An 18,562-nucleotide genomic window follows, 5' to 3' on the forward strand; every position below is an offset into this window, starting at 1 on the left:
CGTGAGACGCCAGCTAAAACCGAGGTCACGGGACGGATTTCCCACATAGTGGTTGGAATGGCGGGAGTGTTCAGTGACCGTGTCGTTACGGATGGTTGCGTGTGAGGCATTCGCGCACGTCAACGCCGGGAGCGGTACCAGGATCAAGGTCCGCGCGTCGTTATCACCAGGACAGCCGAATGTTTTCCGGGAGGATCCAGGCTTCCCAAAGGGTCCGGCGTTCTGATGAAATCGCCGCCGTGCCGAAAACGGCGCGGGCCCTGCTGCGGGTACCGGACGGGGCCGGACCGCAGTCTCTGGTGGGCCCCCTGGTCCTGTGTCCGAGCGGGGCGGAGACGACCGCGAAGGAGATGTCGTGAGCACGGGATCCTCGGCCCTGGCTGCGCGACGTGGCGGCCTCCCGCGCCTGCGGGACGCGGGCCTGCGGACCAAGCTCGCCGCACTGCTCGTCCTGCCGCTGACCGCCGTGCTGGCGCTGGCGACGATCCGTCTGGTCGAGGTCGGCGAACGGGCCACTGACGCCGCGCGGGTCGCCGACCTGGCGGAGCTGGGCATCGACCTGTCGAGCCTGACCCGGCTGCTGCACGACGAGCGGATGGCCGCGATCACCTACCTGGCCGTGCCGGAAACCGCGGCGACCGGATTCCGCGAGGCCGTCAAGTCGGTCGACGCGCAGGTGCAGATCTTCCGGGCCAACCGCGCCGCGATCGCCGACGTCCCGGCCGCGGTGAACGACCGGCTGCTTGTCATCGACGACAAGCTCAAGACGCTCGACGGTGCCCGCGAGGGTGTCAACGACCGGGCGGCCGAGGTCACCGACGTGGCCCGCCGCTACAGCGAGGCCCTGGCCGGCCTGGCCGGTTACGAGGCCGCGGTCAGCCAGATCACCGAGCCCGGCGAGGCGGCCGACAACCTGAGCGCGCTGGCGTTCTTCACCAAGGCCGAGGCCGCCTCCGCCGAGCAGGCCGCGGTGTCCTATGTGGCCCGGCTGAGCGGTCAGTTCGGCCTGGACCAGCAGAACGCCCTGGCCGGCGCTCGTGCGGTGCGCAACGACTCGCTCGCCGACTTCCGCTCGGTCGCCGGCGCGCAACAGGTGGCCCTGGTCGACTCGGTGGTCGAGAACGAGGCGCTCAACGTCGCCGACAACCTCGCCACCCGGCTGACCGGTCCCGCGGCCGCCACGCCGTTCGAGATCAGCGACGCTTTCACCGACGTCATCGAGCTCTTCCGCGGTGCGGAACGGCAGCTCGAGGGCTACGTGGTGACCGTGGCCGAGGACGAGAGCTCGGCGAGTTCGCGGCGGGCGACGCTTGAGTTCATCCTCGTGCTGGCCATCCTGATCGCCGCCATCGCCATCGCGTTCTACCTGGGCCGCGCGCTGAACCTCTCGGTTCGCCGGCTGCGCGAGGGCGCCCTCGCGGTGGCCAACCGCGACCTGCCCGACGCGGTGACCCGTCTGCAGGACGTGGACAACATCGGCGAGGGCGGTGTCGACCGCATCCTGGAGCAGACCCGGGACCCCATCCGGGTCACCGAGGACGACGAGTTCGGCCAGGTCGCCGAGGCGTTCAACATGGTGCACCGGGAGGCCATCCGGGTCGCCGCCGAGCAGGCCGCGCTGCGGACCAGCGTCTCCACGATGTTCCTCAGCCTCGCCCGGCGCAGCCAGGCGCTGGTCGACCGGATGATCGGCGAGCTCGACCAGATCGAGCGCCTGGAGGAGGACCCGAAGCGGCTGGCCCGCCTCTTCGAGCTCGACCACCTCGCCACCCGGATGCGCCGCAACGACGAGAACCTGCTGGTGCTGGCCGGCGCCGACGTCGGTGCGCCGCGCCGCGAGGACGCGCTGCTCGTGGACGCGCTCCGGGCCGCGCAGTCCGAGGTGGAGCTCTACCACCGGATCGAGTTCGGCTCGATCGACACCGACATCCTGATCGCGTCGGCCGCCGTCAACGACGTCGTACGCCTGATCGCCGAACTGCTCGACAACGCCACCCGGTTCTCCCCGCCGACCACCGTCGTCGTGGCACACGGCGGGCGCAACGGCGACCACGCCCTGATCCAGATCGAGGACCGTGGTCTCGGCATCTCCGCCGATCAGATGGAGCAGATCAACCGCCGCCTCTCGGAGCCGTCCGAGGTCGACGTCTCGGCGTTCCGGCTGATGGGTTTCGCGGTGATCGGCCGCCTGGCCGCCCGGCACGGCATCGGCGTCGCACTCCGCCCCGGCTATGACGGCGGCACGATCGCCGAGGTCGCGCTCCCCTCCGACATCGTGGTGATGCCCGGCGTTCCGGCCGCTCCCATCCGCGCGGCGAGCTGGACCCGTCCCGGCCCGCCGCCGCAGCTGACCGCCGGGCCGGCCCGCATCCCCGAGCAGCGGCCGCCGGTCCGCAGCGCTCCGGCGCCGGCCGAACCTCCGCGCCGTTCCCGGCTGCAGCAGGCCGCCTCCCTGGCCGACCTCTCCGACCTCGACCTCGGGCCGACCCCGGACCGCCCGCCGCTGCCGAGCCGCGCCCGTCCGGAACCCGAAGCACCCCAGCCGGCGCCGGTCGCACATCAGCCGTTCGTGCCCGAGCCCGTCGCCGCCGAGCCCGCCGGAGTCAGCTCCCCGGGCTGGGGTGCCGCGATGGCCGCGCTGCCGCCGCTGCTGCCCGAGATCCCGCCGCGGATCGAGGCGCCGATCCAGGTGGAGATGCAGCACAGCTGGTTCGCCGACGGCGACAACTTCGCGGACCATCGCGGGATGCCGACGGCCGGTTACGCACCCCCGCCGGACATCGCCCTCATGCGGTCCGTCTCCGCCGTGCCGGCGTCGAGCGTCCCGGCGTCAAGCGTCCCGGCGTCGAGCGTCCCGGCATCGAGCGTCCCGGCCTCCGGCGCACCGGTCTCCAGCGCGCCGATGTCGGCACCGCCGCGGACCACGCCGATCTCCAGCCCGCCGGTAAGCAGCCCGCCGGTCAGCAGCCCGCCCACGAGCGGCCCGCCGGCCGATCGGAACGGCGGCGCACCGAGGCCCCGCTCGGACGAGGAGCGCTGGCGCACCGCGGCTGACGAAGGGTGGAACCGGGCGATGGCTGCTTCCGTACCACAGGATGCCGGCACCACACGGTCCGGCCTTCCCAAGCGGATCCCACAGGCGCAACTCGTACCCGGAGGGGTGCAAAATTCGCCTCGGGCCCAGAACCGTCGCAGTCCCGATGAGGTGCGGGGGCTCCTTTCCGCGTACCACAGGGGAGTGCAACGAGGGCGGACGGACGGCGTTGCCGAATCCGCAGCCCCGGCTACACGTGTTCCTAAGGAGAGCGAACAGTGACCAGGCCCCCCACCATGCGAGACATGGGCTGGCTGCTCAGCAACTTCGCCGACAGCGTCGCCGGCGTCGCGCACGTCGTCGCGGTCTCCGCGGACGGCATATTGCTGGCATCGTCCCGCGACCTGCCAATGGACCGGGCGGATCAGCTGGCGGCCATCACGTCCGGCGTGGTCAGTCTCACTGACGGCGCGTCGCGGATGTTCAGCGCCGGAGACGTGCAACAGACCATCATCGAAATGGAGAGCGGCTATCTTTTCCTGATGTCCATCAGCGACGGTTCATCACTGGCCGTCCTGGCGGCGCGCAGTTGCGACGTCGGTCAGGTCGGCTACGAGATGGCTCTCCTGGTGGAACGCGTCGGCGCCGCACTCTCGCCGGCGCCACGCGAGGCCGTGAGCTACTAGACGCCGGGGCGCATGCCCGGGCGGAGACGAGGTGACCGCGACATGACCGAGCCGCACGATCCCCGGGGCAACCTGGTGCGGCCGTACGCGGTCACCCGCGGGCGGACCGAACCGATCAGAGACATACCGATCGAGGCGGTCCTGATCGCCGAGGCGGCGGCCGTGCAAGAGGCACGGTTCGCCGGGCACGACAAGTATCGCCTCGCCGTGCTGTGTGAGCCGAAAGCACAATCGCTCGCCGAACTCGCGGCGCTAACCCGGATGCCACTGGGGGTTACCCGGGTGCTCGTCGCCGACATGGTCGCCGACGGGCTGCTACAGCTGCACAGTGCCGCTCCCAAGACTGGGTTCACGGAGCGGATGGATCTGCTGGGAAGGGTGTTGAGTGGACTTCGCAAGCTCTGACGCTGCGGGGAAGCGTACGGGGGCGCATCCCACGGAGATCACCTCGGCGAAGATCGTTGTCGCGGGTGGGTTCGGCGTGGGCAAGACGACCCTCGTCGGCGCGGTCTCCGAGATCGAACCGCTGACCACAGAGGCGGTGATGACCGTTGCAGGCGCCGGCATCGACGACGCGTCGAAGGTGCCAGGCAAGGGCAGCACCACGGTGGCGATGGACTTCGGCCGTATCACGATGGCCGACGACCTGATCCTCTACCTGTTCGGCACACCGGGCCAGACCCGCTTCTGGTTCATGTGGGACGAGCTCATCCGGGGTGCGGTCGGTGCGGCGGTGCTCGTCGACACCCGGCGGCTCACCGACGCGTTCGCGCCACTGGACTACTTCGAGAACCGGCACCTGCCGTACCTCGTGGCGGTCAACTGCTTCGACGGCGCTCCCCGGTATGAGCCGGAGGAGGTGCGTGAGGCGCTGGCCATCCCGCAGCGGGTTCCGTTGCTGATGTGCGACGCGCGTCACCGTGAGTCGGTCAAGGCGGTGCTGATCGGGGTGGTCGAGCACGCGATGGCGACCCTGGTCGCCGAACACGAACAGGGGCACCCAGCCACGGTCGGCTGAGGCTCCGGAGTCCGGAGCGAGGTGGGCTGGATCACTCAGGCCCGCCCATCCCTGGCCGATGGGCTCCGGTTGACGGATTGCATCCACGGTGGGGTGGTCGATGGCAGGTGTGTCCGAGGCGACAGCTGTCCAACGGGAGACGCCCGCCGAGTTGATCACGCGCGGGCGCGCCCTGTTGCGGGGTTTCGACGTCGCCGCCGCCATGGCGCTGGCCGCCGAGGCCGAGGCCGCCGCCCATGCGACCGGTGACCGCTCGGTTCTCGCCGAGGCGCTGCTGATCGTCGCGACCTGCCGCCGTTACCGGGACGAGTACCCCGAGGCGCTCACCGCCGCGCTGCGGGCCGTCGAGCTCTTCCGTGGGCTGGGCCTTCCGGCCGCCGAGGCACGTGCCCGCGGTGAGGTGGCCAGGCTGCTGGTCTCCAGCGGCGAGCCCGCCGAGGCGCTGCCGGAGTGCCTGACCGCGCTGGAACTGGCCGAGGCCGGCGGCGACCTCGGTGCGTTCGTCCCGGTCCTCACCGCTCTGGGGTGCGTCTACCTGGCGCTCCAGCAACTGGACCTCGCTCTGGAGGCCTGCGAGCGGGGTGCCGAGACGGCCCGGCTGATCGGCGACGAGTACGCCGACGGCATCCTGCACGACACCGCCGCGTGCGTCCTGTTGGCCATGGCTGAGCAGGCGCGGGCCAACGGCGACGAGGAGGGCGCCGTCCGGGTCGCGCTGGAGGCGACCGAGCGGTCCCGGGCCGCCATGGTGATCGCCCGGCGGCACGGGAACCGGCGCCACGAGGCAACCGCGGTGGCCAACCTCGCCGAGGGACTGTCGCTGGCCGGGCATGCGGAGAACGCCCTGGCGACCCTGGAGTCCTGGCAGCTCGACCCGTCGCTCGACACCACCTACACGATCACGCACCACCTGGACACCAGAGGCCTGATCTGCCTGACGCTCGATCGCCACGACGAGGCGATCGCGCTGTTCACCCGGGCCATCGAGATCGCCGAGAGCAAGAGCGCCGCGATGATGTCCTGCGAACATCTCGCCGCCGCCTACGAGCAGGGCGGTGACGTGGCCGCCGCGCTGGCCGCGTACAAAAAATTCCACCACCTGTTCCGCGAGGTGGTGTCGGAGGCGGCGCAGCGCAACGCCCGGGTCGCCGCGGTCCGGCTGGAGACCGACCAGGCCAAGGCCCGCGCCGAGGAGGAGCGCCGTCGTGCCGACAGCCTGCAGCGGGTGGCGCTCGAGGACCCCCTGACCGGTCTGGCCAACCGCCGCCACCTGGACGAGCAGCTGATCGCCGGCGTCGCGGGCCGCGCCGTCGCGCTGATCGACGTGGACCGCTTCAAACGGGTCAACGACTCGTTCTCCCACCAGGTCGGCGACGAGGTGCTGCGCCGTCTGGCGGGCCTGCTGCGTGCCGGATGCCGCGACGCCGACCTGGTGGCGCGCCATGGCGGCGAGGAGTTCGCGGTTCTTCTGCACGAGCTGTCCACGACGGAGGCGATGGCCGCGACCGAGCGCATCCGCCATGCCGTGGAGACTTATCCGTGGGACGACGTTGCGCCGGGCCTGGTGGTGACGGTGAGCATCGGGGTCGCCGTGGGCGCGGAGTCGGGTGACGCTGCCGAATTGCTCGCCCTGGCCGATCGCCGGCTCTACGCCGCCAAGAACTCCGGCCGCAACCGGGTCATCGGAAGATCAAATTCAGGATCAAGAGCCTGATGTCGTAGCTGGGTGGGGCGTACAGGACGTCGCTCCCGCCGAGGCCGGGCCGGGGCCCACCTTCGGTGGCCCTGGCCCTTCATTCTGCGTGCGTGGGGCAGATCAAGATCAAAACCTAGGCCGGGATTCGGTAACCCCGTTTGACGACTGTCTGGACGACTCCGGGGACGGCCAGGCCGGCTCGGAGGCGGGCGACCGCCATCTCGACCGCGTGCTCGTCGGCGCCGCGGGGGAGTGCCTGGAGCAGGGCGGCGCGGGAGAGGACCCGGCCGGGTGAGGTGGCGAGGGCTCGCAGGACGGCCATCGGGCCCGGGGCCAGCGGCCGTAACTCGCCGTCGACGATCGCGGCGTGGCCGCGCAGGGTGAGCGAGTGGCCGGAGACCTGCAGGGTGACGGCGCGTTTGGGCAGTTCGTCCACGATCGTGCGGACCAGGGCGCTGAGCCGGGCCCGGCTGGGCGTGGAGACCGGGACGCCCTGCCGGTTCAGCGGTGCTGCGGTGACCGGTCCGACAGCCGCGGCGAGGACGTCGGTGCGCAGGGCGTCCAGGAGGGCGTCGGTGCCGGTGCCGGCGGCGCGCAGGACGGCCTGAACGGCGGCGGCTGAGGTGAACGTCACCGCGTCGACCAGATTGCCGATGATCAGGTCGACCAGGCGGTGCAGCGGTGCCGGGTCGGTGGGCGGCGCCCAGCGGTAGACCGGCACCTCGATCACCCGGGCGCCGGCGGTCTGCAGGGCCTCGGTGTACTCCGGCTGACTCTCACCGTGCAGCTGCATGGCGACGGTGAGGCCGGCGATGCCGCGGTTGGTGAGGTGCTCGACCACCTCGTCGAAGCCCTCGCCGTCCGGCGACCAGTCGTCGCGCAGCCCGGCGGTGCGCACGGCGGCGCGGGCCTTGGGGCCGCGGGCGACGAGATGAGAGCGGGTCAGCACCGCGCGCAGCGGCTCGCCCAGGCCCCAGCCGTCCGCGGCCTCGAGCCAGCCGCGCATCCCGATACCGGTGTTGACCAGCACGATGTCGGGTGGCGTGTCGAGGCAGGCGCGGGTGGCCGCGCGCAGCTCGGCGTCGTCGGAGATCGGAACGATCCGCAGGGCCGGCGCCAGCACCACCCGGGCGCCGCGCGCCTCCAGGAGCGTGGCCAGCTCGTCCTTGCGGCGGTCGGCGGTCACTCCGATGGTGTAACCGGAGAGGGACGCGGCCGGCTCAGCGAGCGCATCCGCGGTCAGCGACGCCCGCCTGGCACCCGGGTTCCGGTCGATCATCCGATCCCCGGGGCTGACAGTTCGAGAGGAGCCCGCAGTTCAAGAAGGGCTGGTGGTTCAAGAAGGGCTGGTAGTGCAAGAAGGGCAGATAGTTCGAGAAGTCGCGGCGTGGCCGAACGGTCCACCGAAGGGCACGCTCGAGGCCCGCCGTCCTCAGCGCAGACCCGCTCCCATGTCACGCCTGCGTTCCTCGCCGTACCTCCGTCCGGGGCACGCCGCGACTCCTCCTCACCGAACCGGTCTCCCGGTCCGGCGGACACCGTCAGGTCCGTCCTCAACCCTGACGGTGGTCTCTCCATGGTGCGCCATCGAACGCGGCATCGGCTAATCCCGGGCCGCGTCGTTGGAAGGTCCGCACCGTTGGCCATGCCCCGAAGCCTGACGGGGACGAATTTCGGCCCGGCGTCCCTTTTGTTTCGAGCCTGCTAAGAGCCATTGAGTGACTTGTCCGACCCGAGTCGGGCGTGTCCCGAGCGCGGAGTACACTAGGCCTGTTTGGGGTCCCGCCCTAGACCGGCGCACTTAAGCCAGTGCGTTTTGACCACGCGCCGCGCGGCCGGGTATTGTTGCCTGCTGTTGTGCGACTGCTGCGAGCGTTCCCCTCGGGGTGCGCAGTTGGACTCCGTCAGCGCGCGCCCCCAGACCGACGACGAGACAAGGTAATTCTGTGCGTACGTACAGCCCGAAGCCGGGTGAGATCGAGCGTCAGTGGCACATTATCGACGCTTCTGACGTCGTTCTGGGTCGGCTGGCCACCCACACCGCGACCCTTCTGCGCGGCAAGCACAAGCCCACGTTCGCCCCGCACGTCGACACCGGCGACTTCGTGGTGATCATCAACGCGGGCAAGGTAGCGCTGACCGGCAACAAGCGCCAGACCAAGGTTGCCTACCGGCACTCCGGTTACCCGGGTGGTCTGAAGCAGGTCGGCTACGAGGAGCTGCTGTCGAAGCGCCCCGAGAAGGCGATCGAGCTGGCCGTCAAGGGCATGCTCCCGCACAACAAGCTCGCCCGTCAGATCATCAAGAAGCTGAAGGTCTACCCCGGCGCTGAGCACCCGCACGCCGCGCAGCAGCCGCAGCCGTTCGAAATCAAGCAGATCGCGCAGTGAGCGCGGGAGAAGGCAGCAGCATGTCCGACATCATCGAGCCCGAGGTCGTCGAGACCGTCGAGGAGCCCGCTGAGACGGTCGTCGTCGTTGAGACGCCCGCGCCGGCCCCGGTCCGCGCCCCGCGTCCCGGTGACCGTCCGGTCCAGACCGTTGGCCGCCGCAAGGAGGCCATCGTCCGGGTGCGTCTCGTGCCCGGCACCGGCAAGATCACCTGCAACGGCCGGGACCTGGAGAACTACTTCCCGAGCAAGGTGCACCAGCAGCTCATCCGTGAGCCGCTCGTGACCACCGAGCGCACCGAGCAGTTCGACGTGATCGCCAACCTCCGCGGTGGCGGCATCACCGGCCAGGCCGGCGCGCTGCGTCTCGGCATCGCCCGCGCGCTCATCGCGGACGAGCCCGACGACCGCCCCGCCCTGAAGAAGGCCGGCTTCCTGACCCGTGACGCCCGGGTCAAGGAGAGCAAGAAGTACGGTCTCAAGAAGGCCCGTAAGGCCCCGCAGTACTCGAAGCGCTGATTTCTCGCGCGATGTTCGACCAACGGTCGAGCACACCTCCAGCCCAGGAGGCGTGCTCGGCCGTTGCCGTTTTACTCCCTCCCCAACTAGCCGTTCCGGTACTCCTGCCTGGCCTTTCGCTGTCGCAAGCTTGAGGTCTGCGTGTCACCGGCGAAAGGAAGCCGCCATGGGGCGACTCTTCGGCACTGACGGCGTTCGCGGCCTCGCGAACGGCGAACTGCTCACTCCCGAACTGGCTCTCTCGGTCGCGGTCGCGGCCGCGCGGGTCCTGGTCGAGGCCGACAGCAGTCATCAGCCGCTCGCGATCGTGGGGCGTGACCCCCGGGCCAGCGGCGAGATGCTGGAGGCCGCGGTCGTCGCGGGCCTGACCAGTGCCGGAGCCAACGTGGTGCGGGTGGGCGTGCTGCCCACGCCCGCGGTGGCGTACCTCGTGGGGCAGACCAATGCCGATCTGGGCGTCATGCTCTCCGCCTCGCACAACCCCATGCCGGACAACGGGATCAAGCTCTTCGCCGCGGGTGGCACCAAGCTGCCGGACGAGCTGGAGGAGCGCATCGAGCGCGCGGTCGAGGACGGCCACGGGCTGCTCGGCCGCCCCACCGGCGCCGGGATCGGGCGGGTGCACGACCTGCTCGACGGCGCCGAGCACTACATCAAGCACCTGATCGAGTCGCTCCCGAACCGTCTCGAAGGCCTGAAGGTCGTCGTGGACTGCGCGAACGGCGCGGCCAGCGAGGTCGGGCCGGTGGCGTACCGGGAAGCCGGCGCCGAGGTGATCGCGATCCACGCGGAGCCGGACGGTCTGAACATCAACGACGACTGCGGCTCCACCCACCTGGACAAGGTGATCGACGCGGTCCTGCGAGAGGGCGCCGACCTCGGGCTCGCCCACGACGGTGACGCCGACCGCTGCCTGGCGGTCACCGCGTCCGGTGACGTCGTCGACGGCGACCAGATCATGGCGATCCTGGCGCTGGCGATGCGGGACGCCGGCACGCTCACCGACGACACGCTGGTCGCCACCGTGATGAGCAACCTGGGCCTGCGGATCGCGATGAAGCAGGCCGGCATCAAGCTGGTCGAGACAAAGGTCGGCGACCGGTACGTGCTGGAGGAGCTGCAGAACGACGGCCTGGCGCTCGGCGGCGAGCAGAGCGGGCACATCGTGATGCCGGCGTTCGCCACCACCGGCGACGGCGTGCTGACCGGCCTGCACCTGATGGCGCAGGTGGCGGCGAGCGGCAAGTCGCTGGCCGACCTGGCCGCGGTCGTGCACAAGCTGCCACAGGTGCTGATCAACGTGAAGGTCGGCAACCGGGAGGCCGGAGCCGCCGCGCCGACCGTTCAGGCCGCGGTCGCCCTGGCGGAGAACGAGCTGGGCGAGACCGGGCGGGTGCTGCTGCGGCCGTCGGGCACCGAGCCGCTGGTCCGGGTGATGGTCGAGGCCGCCACCGAGGAGAAGGCGCGTACCGTCGCGGAGCGGATCGCGGACGAGGTCCGGTCGGCCAGCCCGGCGTGATCTTCTGCGGCAGGGGCCGGTGTCCGGCCCCTGCCGTCAGTTCAGGTTCTTGAGGCGCTGGACGGCCTCGTCGATCACCTCGGCGCGCTTGCAGAACGCGAACCGGATGAGGTGCCGCCCGGCCTCCTGATGGTCGTAGAAGACCTGGGTGGGCACGGCCACCACGCCGCACCGCAGGGGAAGCTCACGGCAGAACTCGACGCCGTCGGTGCCGCCGAGCGGCCGGATGTCGGCGGTCACGAAGTAGGTGCCCTCGGAGGGCAGCACGGCCAGGCCGGCGTCGGTGAGCCCGGCGACCAGGTGATCCCGGCGTTCCCGCAGGCCGGCCGTGAAGCCGGTGAAGTAGCTGTCCGGCAGGCCGAGCGCCACGGCCACGGCGGGCTGCAGCGGTGCGGCGTTGACGAACGTCAGGAACTGCTTGACGCGGACCATCGCCGACACCAGCCGCGCCGGTCCGGTGGCCCATCCGACCTTCCACCCCGTACAGGAGAAGGTCTTGCCGGCCGAGGAGATCCGCAGGGTGCGCTCCAGCATGCCGGGCAGGGTCGCCAGCGGCACGTGCGGCGCGGAGGCGTCCGGGAACACCAGGTGCTCGTAGACCTCGTCGGTCACCGCGTACGCATCATGCTCCTGGCAAAGGCCGGCGACCAGGCGCAGCTCTTCGGGCGTGAAAACCTTGCCGGTGGGGTTGTGTGGTGAGTTGAGCAGGACCAGGCGGGTGCGCCCGGTGAACGCCGCCCGTAACTCGGCCTCGTCGAACTCGTATCGCCCGGACGGGCCGGGGCGCAGCGTGACCGGCCTGCGGACGGCGCCGGCGAGGGTGATCGAGGCGGCGTACGAGTCGTAGTAGGGCTCGAAGCAGACCACCTCGTCGCCGGGCTCGCACAGCGCCAGGATCGCGGCGGCGACCGCCTCGGTGGCGCCGGCCGTGACCGCGACCTGGGTGTCCGGGTCCCGCTCGAGGCCCCAGAACCGCTGCTCGTGTGCGGCGATCGCGGCACGCAGCGGCGGGATGCCGGTGAGCGGCGGGTACTGATTCGCGCCGGTGGCCAGCGCCTCGGCGGCCGCGGCGAGCATCTCCGGCGGCCCGTCGGTGTCCGGGAAGCCCTGTCCCAGGTTGACCGCACCGGTCCGCACGGCGAGCGCCGACATCTCGGTGAAGATCGTGGTGCCGAAGGGGCGCATCCGCTCAACCAGGGGATCGGTCACGCAGACACACTAATTGAAGACCAGCTTGTTGCACGTGGTCGTGGCGAGGGCTCCCTCGGCGGTCTTCTCGTCGGCCTTCTCCCCGTCGACCGTGGCACGACAGGTGATCGAGCCCTCGTCCGGATTCATCCGCTGCGCGGTGACCGAGACCAGGGCGGCACCCTCCATCGTGGTGGTCGCCTTCCATGGCAGGTCGACGTTCTCGATCACCTTCGGCGTCTTACCCAGCTGTTCGGTGTAGAGGATCCTGGCCGGACCGTCGCCGGTCACCTCATACGTCACGGTGATTTTCCGGCCTTCACCGAGATTCGGAAGATCGGGCAGATCGGTCGGAAACTCCGGGAGGTCGCTGGGCAGCGGGATCTCCGGCGCGTCGGTCGGGAAGGCCGGCAGCGTCGGGTCGAGGATCGGCGCGACCACCTGCTCCGCCTTGTCGGTGGCCCGCTGGACGAGCAGCACGCCGGAGGTGACGACACCGCCGCAGAGCAGCACGGAGACGGCGATGATGACCGCGATCAGTGGCTTGTTGCTGCGGCGCGGCGGCGGAGACGGCGGGTATCCGGGGTATCCGGGCTGCTCAGGGTAGTGCGGCGGCGGATAGCCGGGCGGCGGGTAGCCACCCTCGCCGTAGTCCGGCTCGTAGCCCGGGGGTGCGTAGTTGACCGGCGGGAACTGGGAGGTCGGAGGGTATTCCGGTGCCGGCTCGTACGGCTGAGGGGTGGCCTGCCCCGGCTTGAACTCCGGTGGTCGCGGCGGCATCGGCTCGCTCATCTTTCCTCCAGATCGGGGCGCCGTAGCCGACGGTACGCCAGCGGTGCACCTCGACCGTACGGGGGCGGCGGCGGTGGGCTATTGTTTCGATCACGGGAGCTGCTCGAAAGTGCACCTCTTGCGCATGCGCTTTGAGTGAAAGTCGGCTACGCTGCCCGGCATGTGTGGGATCGTGGGTTACGTAGGCAATCGTCCGGCGTTGAGCATCGTCATCGACGGGCTCCGCCGCTTGGAGTACCGCGGATATGACTCCGCCGGTGTCGCCGTCATCGACAGCGAGCTGGTTCAGACCGAGAAGAAGGCCGGCAAGCTCGCCAACCTCGAGAAGGCACTCGCCGAGCGCACGGGCACCGGCATCGACGCCGGCACCACCGGTATCGGGCACACCCGCTGGGCCACACACGGCGGGCCCACCGACCGCAACGCCCACCCGCACCTCTCGGCCGACGGCCAGGTCGCCGTCATCCACAACGGCATCATCGAGAACTTCGCGAAGCTGCGTGCCGAGCTCGAGGCGACCGGCGTCGAGTTCCGCAGCGACACCGACACCGAGTGCGCGGCCCACCTGCTCGCGGCCGAGATGCGCGCGCTGCGCGAGTCCGGCGGCCAGGACAGCCCGGCCCTGCTCGCCGAGGGCATGCGCCGCGTGGTCCGCCGTCTGGAGGGCGCCTTCACGCTGCTCGCCGTCGACGTGGCCGTGCCGGACGCCGTGGTCGCAGCCCGGCGCAACTCGCCGCTCGTGGTCGGCCGAGGCAACGGGGAGAACTTCCTGGCCAGCGACGTCTCGGCGTTCATCGAGCACACCCGCGAGGCGGTCGAGCTGGGCCAGGACCAGGTCGTCCTGATCACCCCGGACGGCATCGAGATCACCGACTTCGACGGCGCTGCCGCCATCGGCAAGGAGTTCCACATCGACTGGGACGCCTCGGCCGCGGAGAAGGGCGGTTACGACTACTTCATGCTCAAGGAGATCGCCGAGCAGCCGCAGGCCATCGCGGACACGCTGCTGGGCCGTCTCTCCGAGCGCGGCGAGATCCTGCTGGACGAGGTCCGCCTCACCGACCAGGACCTGCGCGACGTCGACAAGGTCTTCATCGTCGCCTGCGGCACGGCGTACCACGCCGGCATGGTGGCGAAGTACGCGATCGAGCACTGGGTCCGCATCCCGTGCGAGGTCGAGCTCGCCAGCGAGTTCCGGTACCGCGACCCGATCCTCGACCGGTCCACCCTGGTGATCGCGATCAGCCAGTCCGGCGAGACGATGGACACGCTGATGGCGATCCGGCACGCCAAGGACCAAAAGGCCCGGGTCCTGGCCATCTGCAACACCAACGGCTCGACCATCCCGCGTGAGTCGGACGCCGTGCTCTACACCCACGGCGGCCCGGAGATCGCGGTCGCCTCGACCAAGGCCTTCATCACCCAGCTGGTCGCGTGCTACCTGATCGGCCTGCACCTGGCCCAGATCCGCGGCGTCATGTACGCCGACGAGGTCGCCGCCGTGGTCTCCCGCCTGCGCCGCACCCCGGACAACCTGCGCGACCTGCTCGCCGGGATGGAGGACGTCCGCGCGCTCGCCCGCGACCTGAAGACCGCCTCCACGGTCCTGTTCATCGGCCGCCACGTCGGCTTCCCGGTCGCCCTGGAGGGCGCCCTGAAGCTGAAGGAGCTCGCCTACATGCACGCCGAGGGCTTCGCCGCCGGCGAGCTCAAGCACGGCCCGATCGCCCTGATCGACGAGGGCACCCCGGTGGTCTGCGTGGTGCCGTCCCCGGCCGGCCGCGGCGTCATCCGCGACAAGGTCGTCTCCAACATCCAGGAGGTCCGCGCCCGCGGTGCCCGCACCATCGTGATCGCCGAGGAGGGCGACGAGGCCGTCCGCGCGTACGCCGACCACCTCATCACGGTCCCGCACACCCCCACGCTGCTCGCACCCCTGGTGACCACCGTGCCCCTGCAGATCCTCGCCTGCGAGATCGCCGCCGCCCGCGGCCACGACGTCGACCAGCCCCGCAACCTGGCCAAGTCCGTCACGGTGGAGTGACCGGCGGCGGTGTCCCGCCCAGGGTGAGCGTCGCCAGCGCGTCCAGGGCGGGACCGCCGGCGTCCCAGTAACCCGAGTGCCCGGCGTCCGGCTGACTGGGGAAGACCCGTCCGCCGAAACCGGGCTCGCTCGGGTCCCGGCCGAACCACGTCACATGGCGGATCACGTCACTGCGGGCCGTCGACGCCCAGACCTGGCCCGCCGGGACGGTCAGGTCGGCGGCCGAGTCGACGCCGACTCCCGGCGAGCCGACGAAGATCAGCCGGTCGGCCTCCAGCGGGCCACCGGTGGCCGCGCGCCCGACCACCAGCGAGCCGTAGCTGTGCCCGAGCACGGTGAGATCCGGGCGCGGACCCTCGTGCCCGGCCCGCAGACCCTCCTGGAAGCGCCGCAGATCGGCCGCGCCGTCGCGGGCCTGCCGGTCCGAGAGCGCCTCGTGGAGGAAGTCGGGCGCGTCGTAGTCCAGCCAGACCACCGTGCCGGCCGACCTCGCCGGGTCCAGCTCGGCGGCCCGGACCGCCACCCGCTCGGCCCGCCTCAGCTCCCGGCCGAGCGAGTCCAGGTCGGAGGTCATGCCGGGCACGTGGGTGAGCACGTGCCCGGCCCGGTCCGGATCACCGAACGCCACCACTGCCCGCCCGTCACCGGCGGTGTCGAGGCCCACCAGGTAGGCACGCGGCCCCGAGTCGTCCTCCAACCGCGCGCTCAACTCGGGAGGGCCGGCGAGCAGGAGGCGGTTGGCCAGGTCCCGGTCGGCGACCGGGATGCCGTCGGTGAAGGCCACCGAGCCGGGCGCCGTGGCGAGCACCCAGTTGCGCTCGGGCGGTGTCAGGGTGCCCCACCAGCGCCGGACCTCTGACGATGCGGCAGTGCAGGACGGTGGAGCGGGACCGCGGGGCGGCGTCGCCTCGCCGGTCAGCCGGGTCAGGCGGGCCGCGGCGTCCTCGTCGGCCCGTGCGGCGACCGACACGGCCGCGGTGAGATCCGCCACCACCGCCTCCGCGTCGGGAGCGTGGCCGTGCACCGTACCCCGATCGTCGATGACCAGGCCGGAGCGCGCGGCACGCCCGCGCGCCCGGTCGAGCAGCGCGCGGGCCCGCGCCACCGCGGCTCCGAACTCACTCAGCGCCTGATCGGCACGCCAGCAGAGAAGACGGAAGACGGCCAGCCGACGGCCCATTGCGAGGATCCGGGCCCTGGCCGCGTCGCCGGCCGGTCCGGACCACGCCGCCCGCAGCCGGTCGGCGAGCGGGCCGAACTCCGCCCGGAGCACGCCGGCCAGCGCGGCCCAGCGACGCCAGGCCGACGCCGTCGCCGGCCAGCGGGCCGGATCGGTGCCGCGAAGTCGCAGATGGACCGCGGCGTCAGCGGTCATCGGCCGAGCCGGAGGCGGGCGGCGGCACGGGCGTCGGCCTCCTCGTAGGCCTCCGCCGCGGCACGGATCTGCCGGGCCGTCTCCTCGGTGTCCGCGCCGAGCTGTGCCAGCAGGTCACGGGCGGCCGTGGCGGCGAGTTGAGCGGCGGCGGTCGTGGCCCAGCGTGGGGAGGGCGCGGGGAACGGTGCCGAGGCCGCCGCGCCGGTGACGCGAGCGGCCGTGCCGGACAGGGACGACGCGGTCTGGCGCAGCTCATCGGTGCCGGCCTGGAAATCGGGGTTCATGCGTTGCCTCCCGGGAGACGAAGGGATGCGACGACGTTAGGGGCCGGGCGGGGAGTTGTGGGCGGCCTGTGGACAACGCCGGCGGCTGTCCACAGGGCTGGCGGAGGATCGACGATTCTGATACCGGGAAAGCCGCCGTGACGCCGACTAGGGTGACCACTGTGATCGCGTCTGTCGGCATTGATGTCGTCCTGGTGGAGCGCTTCGCCCGAGCGCTGGAGCGGACCCCGCTGCTCGCGGACCGGCTCTTCACCGAGGACGAGCGCGTCACCCGTTCCGGGGGCCCGCGCTCGCCGGAGTCGCTGGCCGCCCGGTTCGCCGCCAAGGAGGCGGTCGCCAAGGCACTCGGCGCGCCCAACGGACTGCGCTGGCACGACTGCGAGATCGTCACCGATCCGGACGGGCGGCCGTGGTTGACCGTTTCCGGTACGGTCGCCGCCGCGGCGGCAGAGCGAGGCATCAATCGATGGCACCTCTCGCTCTCCCACGACGGCGGGATAGCTTCCGCGATGGTGGTCGCCGAAGGCTGAGAGCGGAACGGAGACGAGCATGCGGCAGGCGTGGCGGGTCGCGGATGTGCGGGCCGCGGAGAAGACGCTGATGGACCGGCTGCCCGAGGGGACGCTGATGCGGCGTGCCGCGGCCGGCCTGGCACGGCGCTGCGCGCTGCTGCTGGACGAGACCGGAGGTGTCTACGGCGCGCATGTCCTGCTGCTGATCGGCAGCGGTGACAACGGTGGCGACGCGCTGTTCGCCGGCGCTACCCTGGCCCGCCGGGGTGCCCAGGTGCGTGCGCTCCTGCTCACACCGGAGCGGGTGCATCTGGCCGGGCTGGCTGCCTTGCGTGCGGCGGGTGGTTTCACCACCGCCGAGCCGCCGCTGCGCGCCGACCTCGTCGTGGACGGGATCGTGGGGATCGGAGCGAGCGGCGGGCTGCGTGCCCCAGCCGCGGCCGTCGTGCGTGGCCTGGGTTCACTTCGAGGGCGTACGGGTGACCGACCGCTGGTAATAGCCGTCGACGTGCCGTCCGGCGTCACGGTCGACACCGGTGACGTCCCCGGTGAGGCGGTGACCGCGGATGTGACAGTGACGTTCGGCTGCCTCAAGCCGGCGCACCTGCTCGGCCCGGCGGCGACCCGCTGCGGCGAGGTGGAGCTGGTCGACATCGGCCTCGGCCCGGTGCTGGTCACCGACCCGGCCGTGCGGGTGGCCGAGTCCGCCGACATCGCCGCTTGGTGGCCGCGTCCCGGCGCGACCTCGGACAAGTACACCCGCGGTGTGGTCGGCCTGGCCACCGGCTCGGCTCGGTATCCCGGGGCCGCCCTGCTGTCCAGCTCCGGCGCCCTGGCCGGGCCCACCGGCATGGTCCGTTACGCGGGCAGCGCGCACGCCGAGGTGGTCCGCGCGCACCCGTCCGTCATCGTCGCGCCCCGGGTCGCCGAGGCCGGCCGGGTGCAGGCCTGGGTGTGCGGTTCCGGTCTTGGCACCGGCGACGAGGCGCGGACCGAGCTGCGCAGCGTGCTGGCCACCTCGCTCCCGGTGCTGCTCGACGCGGACGCGATCACCATGCTGGTCGGTGGTGAGCACGCCGACGACCTGCGCCGTGACGCACCCGTGGTGCTCAGCCCGCACGACGGCGAGTTCAAGCGGCTGGCCGGCGAGGCGCCGATCATCGACCGGGCCGGAGCGGCGGCCCGCCTCGCCGCCTGGACCAACGCGGTGGTGCTGCTCAAGGGTGACCGGACGATCGTGGCGAGCCCGGGCGGCGAGATCTGGGCCAACCCGACCGGCAGCCCGGCGCTGGCCACGGCCGGCACCGGGGACGTGCTGGCCGGGCTGCTGGGCTCGCTGCTGGCGGCCGGTCTCACGCCGGTCCGCGCGGCGGTGGCGGCGGCCTACGTGCACGGGCTCGCCGGCCGGCACGCCGCGACCGCCGGACCGGTGACCGCGCCGGACGTGGCATCCGCCCTGCGCCCGGTCCTCGCCGGCCTGCTCGGCTGACGGCGCCGGACGTGGCG

General features: G+C 71.6%; 16 protein-coding genes. 11 read left to right on the plus strand and 5 right to left on the minus strand.

The features are described from left to right. Positions 1-355: 355 nt before the first annotated feature. From AB0M02_RS07945 to AB0M02_RS07965, 5 genes are all read left to right on the plus strand, one after another. Positions 356-3,316 (plus strand): nitrate- and nitrite sensing domain-containing protein, encoded by a 2,961-nt coding sequence (locus tag AB0M02_RS07945; RefSeq protein ID WP_364223369.1) that lies wholly within the window; start codon positions 356-358, stop codon positions 3,314-3,316. Then, positions 3,313-3,720, plus strand: a complete 408-nt coding sequence (locus tag AB0M02_RS07950; RefSeq protein ID WP_364223372.1) for a roadblock/LC7 domain-containing protein — start codon at positions 3,313-3,315, stop codon at positions 3,718-3,720. The genes AB0M02_RS07945 and AB0M02_RS07950 overlap by 4 nt, the downstream gene beginning before the upstream one ends. Before the next feature lie 42 nt (positions 3,721-3,762). Continuing rightward, the gene (locus tag AB0M02_RS07955; RefSeq protein ID WP_364223375.1) at positions 3,763-4,125 is read left to right on the plus strand and encodes a DUF742 domain-containing protein; all 363 of its coding nucleotides are present in this window, start codon (positions 3,763-3,765) and stop codon (positions 4,123-4,125) included. Continuing rightward, positions 4,106-4,738, plus strand: coding sequence for an ATP/GTP-binding protein (locus tag AB0M02_RS07960; protein WP_364223378.1), 633 nt, complete (start codon positions 4,106-4,108; stop codon positions 4,736-4,738). The genes AB0M02_RS07955 and AB0M02_RS07960 overlap by 20 nt, the downstream gene beginning before the upstream one ends. A 100-nt stretch (positions 4,739-4,838) precedes the next feature. Next, the gene (locus AB0M02_RS07965) at positions 4,839-6,452 is read left to right on the plus strand and encodes a GGDEF domain-containing protein (protein WP_364223380.1); all 1,614 of its coding nucleotides are present in this window, start codon (positions 4,839-4,841) and stop codon (positions 6,450-6,452) included. Between the two features lie 115 nt (positions 6,453-6,567). On the opposite strand, the gene AB0M02_RS07970 is transcribed toward AB0M02_RS07965, so the two are convergent. Then, positions 6,568-7,713, minus strand: coding sequence for a uroporphyrinogen-III synthase (locus AB0M02_RS07970; protein ID WP_364223382.1), 1,146 nt, complete (start codon positions 7,711-7,713; stop codon positions 6,568-6,570). A gap of 667 nt (positions 7,714-8,380) precedes the next feature. Here AB0M02_RS07970 and rplM point away from each other — a divergent pair. From rplM to glmM, 3 genes are all read left to right on the plus strand, one after another. Next, the gene (gene rplM, locus AB0M02_RS07975; RefSeq protein WP_122976267.1) at positions 8,381-8,824 is read left to right on the plus strand and encodes a 50S ribosomal protein L13; all 444 of its coding nucleotides are present in this window, start codon (positions 8,381-8,383) and stop codon (positions 8,822-8,824) included. Positions 8,825-8,844: 20 nt separating this feature from the next. Beyond that, positions 8,845-9,342, plus strand: coding sequence for a 30S ribosomal protein S9 (gene rpsI, locus AB0M02_RS07980; protein WP_364223385.1), 498 nt, complete (start codon positions 8,845-8,847; stop codon positions 9,340-9,342). Between the two features lie 166 nt (positions 9,343-9,508). After that, entirely contained in the window at positions 9,509-10,861 is a 1,353-nt protein-coding gene (gene glmM / locus AB0M02_RS07985; RefSeq protein ID WP_364223387.1) for a phosphoglucosamine mutase, read from the plus strand. 36 nt (positions 10,862-10,897) lie between these two features. Here the strand turns inward: glmM and AB0M02_RS07990 are convergent, their stop codons facing one another. Together AB0M02_RS07990 and AB0M02_RS07995 are read right to left on the minus strand one after the other, a co-directional pair. Beyond that, positions 10,898-12,070 (minus strand): pyridoxal phosphate-dependent aminotransferase, encoded by a 1,173-nt coding sequence (locus tag AB0M02_RS07990; protein ID WP_364223389.1) that lies wholly within the window; start codon positions 12,068-12,070, stop codon positions 10,898-10,900. Positions 12,071-12,079: 9 nt separating this feature from the next. Next, complete coding sequence (locus AB0M02_RS07995) at positions 12,080-12,841, minus strand: MmpS family transport accessory protein (protein WP_364223391.1); 762 nt, start codon at positions 12,839-12,841, stop codon at positions 12,080-12,082. A 160-nt stretch (positions 12,842-13,001) separates the two neighbouring features. Between AB0M02_RS07995 and glmS the strand changes: the two genes are divergently transcribed. After that, positions 13,002-14,885, plus strand: a complete 1,884-nt coding sequence (gene glmS / locus AB0M02_RS08000; protein WP_364223393.1) for a glutamine--fructose-6-phosphate transaminase (isomerizing) — start codon at positions 13,002-13,004, stop codon at positions 14,883-14,885. On the opposite strand, the gene AB0M02_RS08005 is transcribed toward glmS, so the two are convergent. Together AB0M02_RS08005 and AB0M02_RS08010 are read right to left on the minus strand one after the other, a co-directional pair. After that, positions 14,872-16,260, minus strand: coding sequence for an alpha/beta hydrolase (locus AB0M02_RS08005; protein WP_364223395.1), 1,389 nt, complete (start codon positions 16,258-16,260; stop codon positions 14,872-14,874). The genes glmS and AB0M02_RS08005 overlap by 14 nt on opposite strands. Next, a complete protein-coding gene (locus tag AB0M02_RS08010; RefSeq protein ID WP_364223397.1) occupies positions 16,257-16,544 on the minus strand; it encodes a hypothetical protein in 288 nt (95 codons plus the stop codon). The genes AB0M02_RS08005 and AB0M02_RS08010 overlap by 4 nt, the downstream gene beginning before the upstream one ends. 161 nt (positions 16,545-16,705) lie before the next feature. Here AB0M02_RS08010 and AB0M02_RS08015 point away from each other — a divergent pair, with 161 nt between their 5' ends. Next, a complete protein-coding gene (locus AB0M02_RS08015) occupies positions 16,706-17,074 on the plus strand; it encodes a holo-ACP synthase (protein ID WP_364223399.1) in 369 nt (122 codons plus the stop codon). A gap of 19 nt (positions 17,075-17,093) precedes the next feature. Continuing rightward, positions 17,094-18,545 carry an NAD(P)H-hydrate dehydratase gene (locus tag AB0M02_RS08020; protein WP_364223401.1) on the plus strand — a complete coding sequence of 484 codons (1,452 nt, stop codon included), beginning with the start codon at positions 17,094-17,096 and terminating at the stop codon, positions 18,543-18,545. Positions 18,546-18,562: the final 17 nt, after the last annotated feature.

The organism is Actinoplanes sp. NPDC051861 (genome assembly GCF_040681145.1).
Lineage (GTDB): Bacteria > Actinomycetota > Actinomycetes > Mycobacteriales > Micromonosporaceae > Actinoplanes.

What these genes read in the sequence shown, in the direction of transcription:
- AB0M02_RS07955 (WP_364223375.1), top strand. Translation starts at nt 3,763, where the DNA reads ATGACCGAGCCGCACGATCCCCGGGGCAACCTGGTGCGGCCGTACGCG.
- AB0M02_RS07965 (WP_364223380.1), top strand. Translation starts at nt 4,839, where the DNA reads ATGGCAGGTGTGTCCGAGGCGACAGCTGTCCAACGGGAGACGCCCGCC.
- AB0M02_RS07970 (WP_364223382.1), bottom strand. Translation starts at nt 7,713, where the DNA reads ATGATCGACCGGAACCCGGGTGCCAGGCGGGCGTCGCTGACCGCGGAT.
- rpsI (WP_364223385.1), top strand. Translation starts at nt 8,845, where the DNA reads ATGTCCGACATCATCGAGCCCGAGGTCGTCGAGACCGTCGAGGAGCCC.
- glmM (WP_364223387.1), top strand. Translation starts at nt 9,509, where the DNA reads ATGGGGCGACTCTTCGGCACTGACGGCGTTCGCGGCCTCGCGAACGGC.
- AB0M02_RS07995 (WP_364223391.1), bottom strand. Translation starts at nt 12,841, where the DNA reads ATGAGCGAGCCGATGCCGCCGCGACCACCGGAGTTCAAGCCGGGGCAG.
- glmS (WP_364223393.1), top strand. Translation starts at nt 13,002, where the DNA reads ATGTGTGGGATCGTGGGTTACGTAGGCAATCGTCCGGCGTTGAGCATC.
- AB0M02_RS08005 (WP_364223395.1), bottom strand. Translation starts at nt 16,260, where the DNA reads ATGACCGCTGACGCCGCGGTCCATCTGCGACTTCGCGGCACCGATCCG.
- AB0M02_RS08010 (WP_364223397.1), bottom strand. Translation starts at nt 16,544, where the DNA reads ATGAACCCCGATTTCCAGGCCGGCACCGATGAGCTGCGCCAGACCGCG.
- AB0M02_RS08020 (WP_364223401.1), top strand. Translation starts at nt 17,094, where the DNA reads ATGCGGCAGGCGTGGCGGGTCGCGGATGTGCGGGCCGCGGAGAAGACG.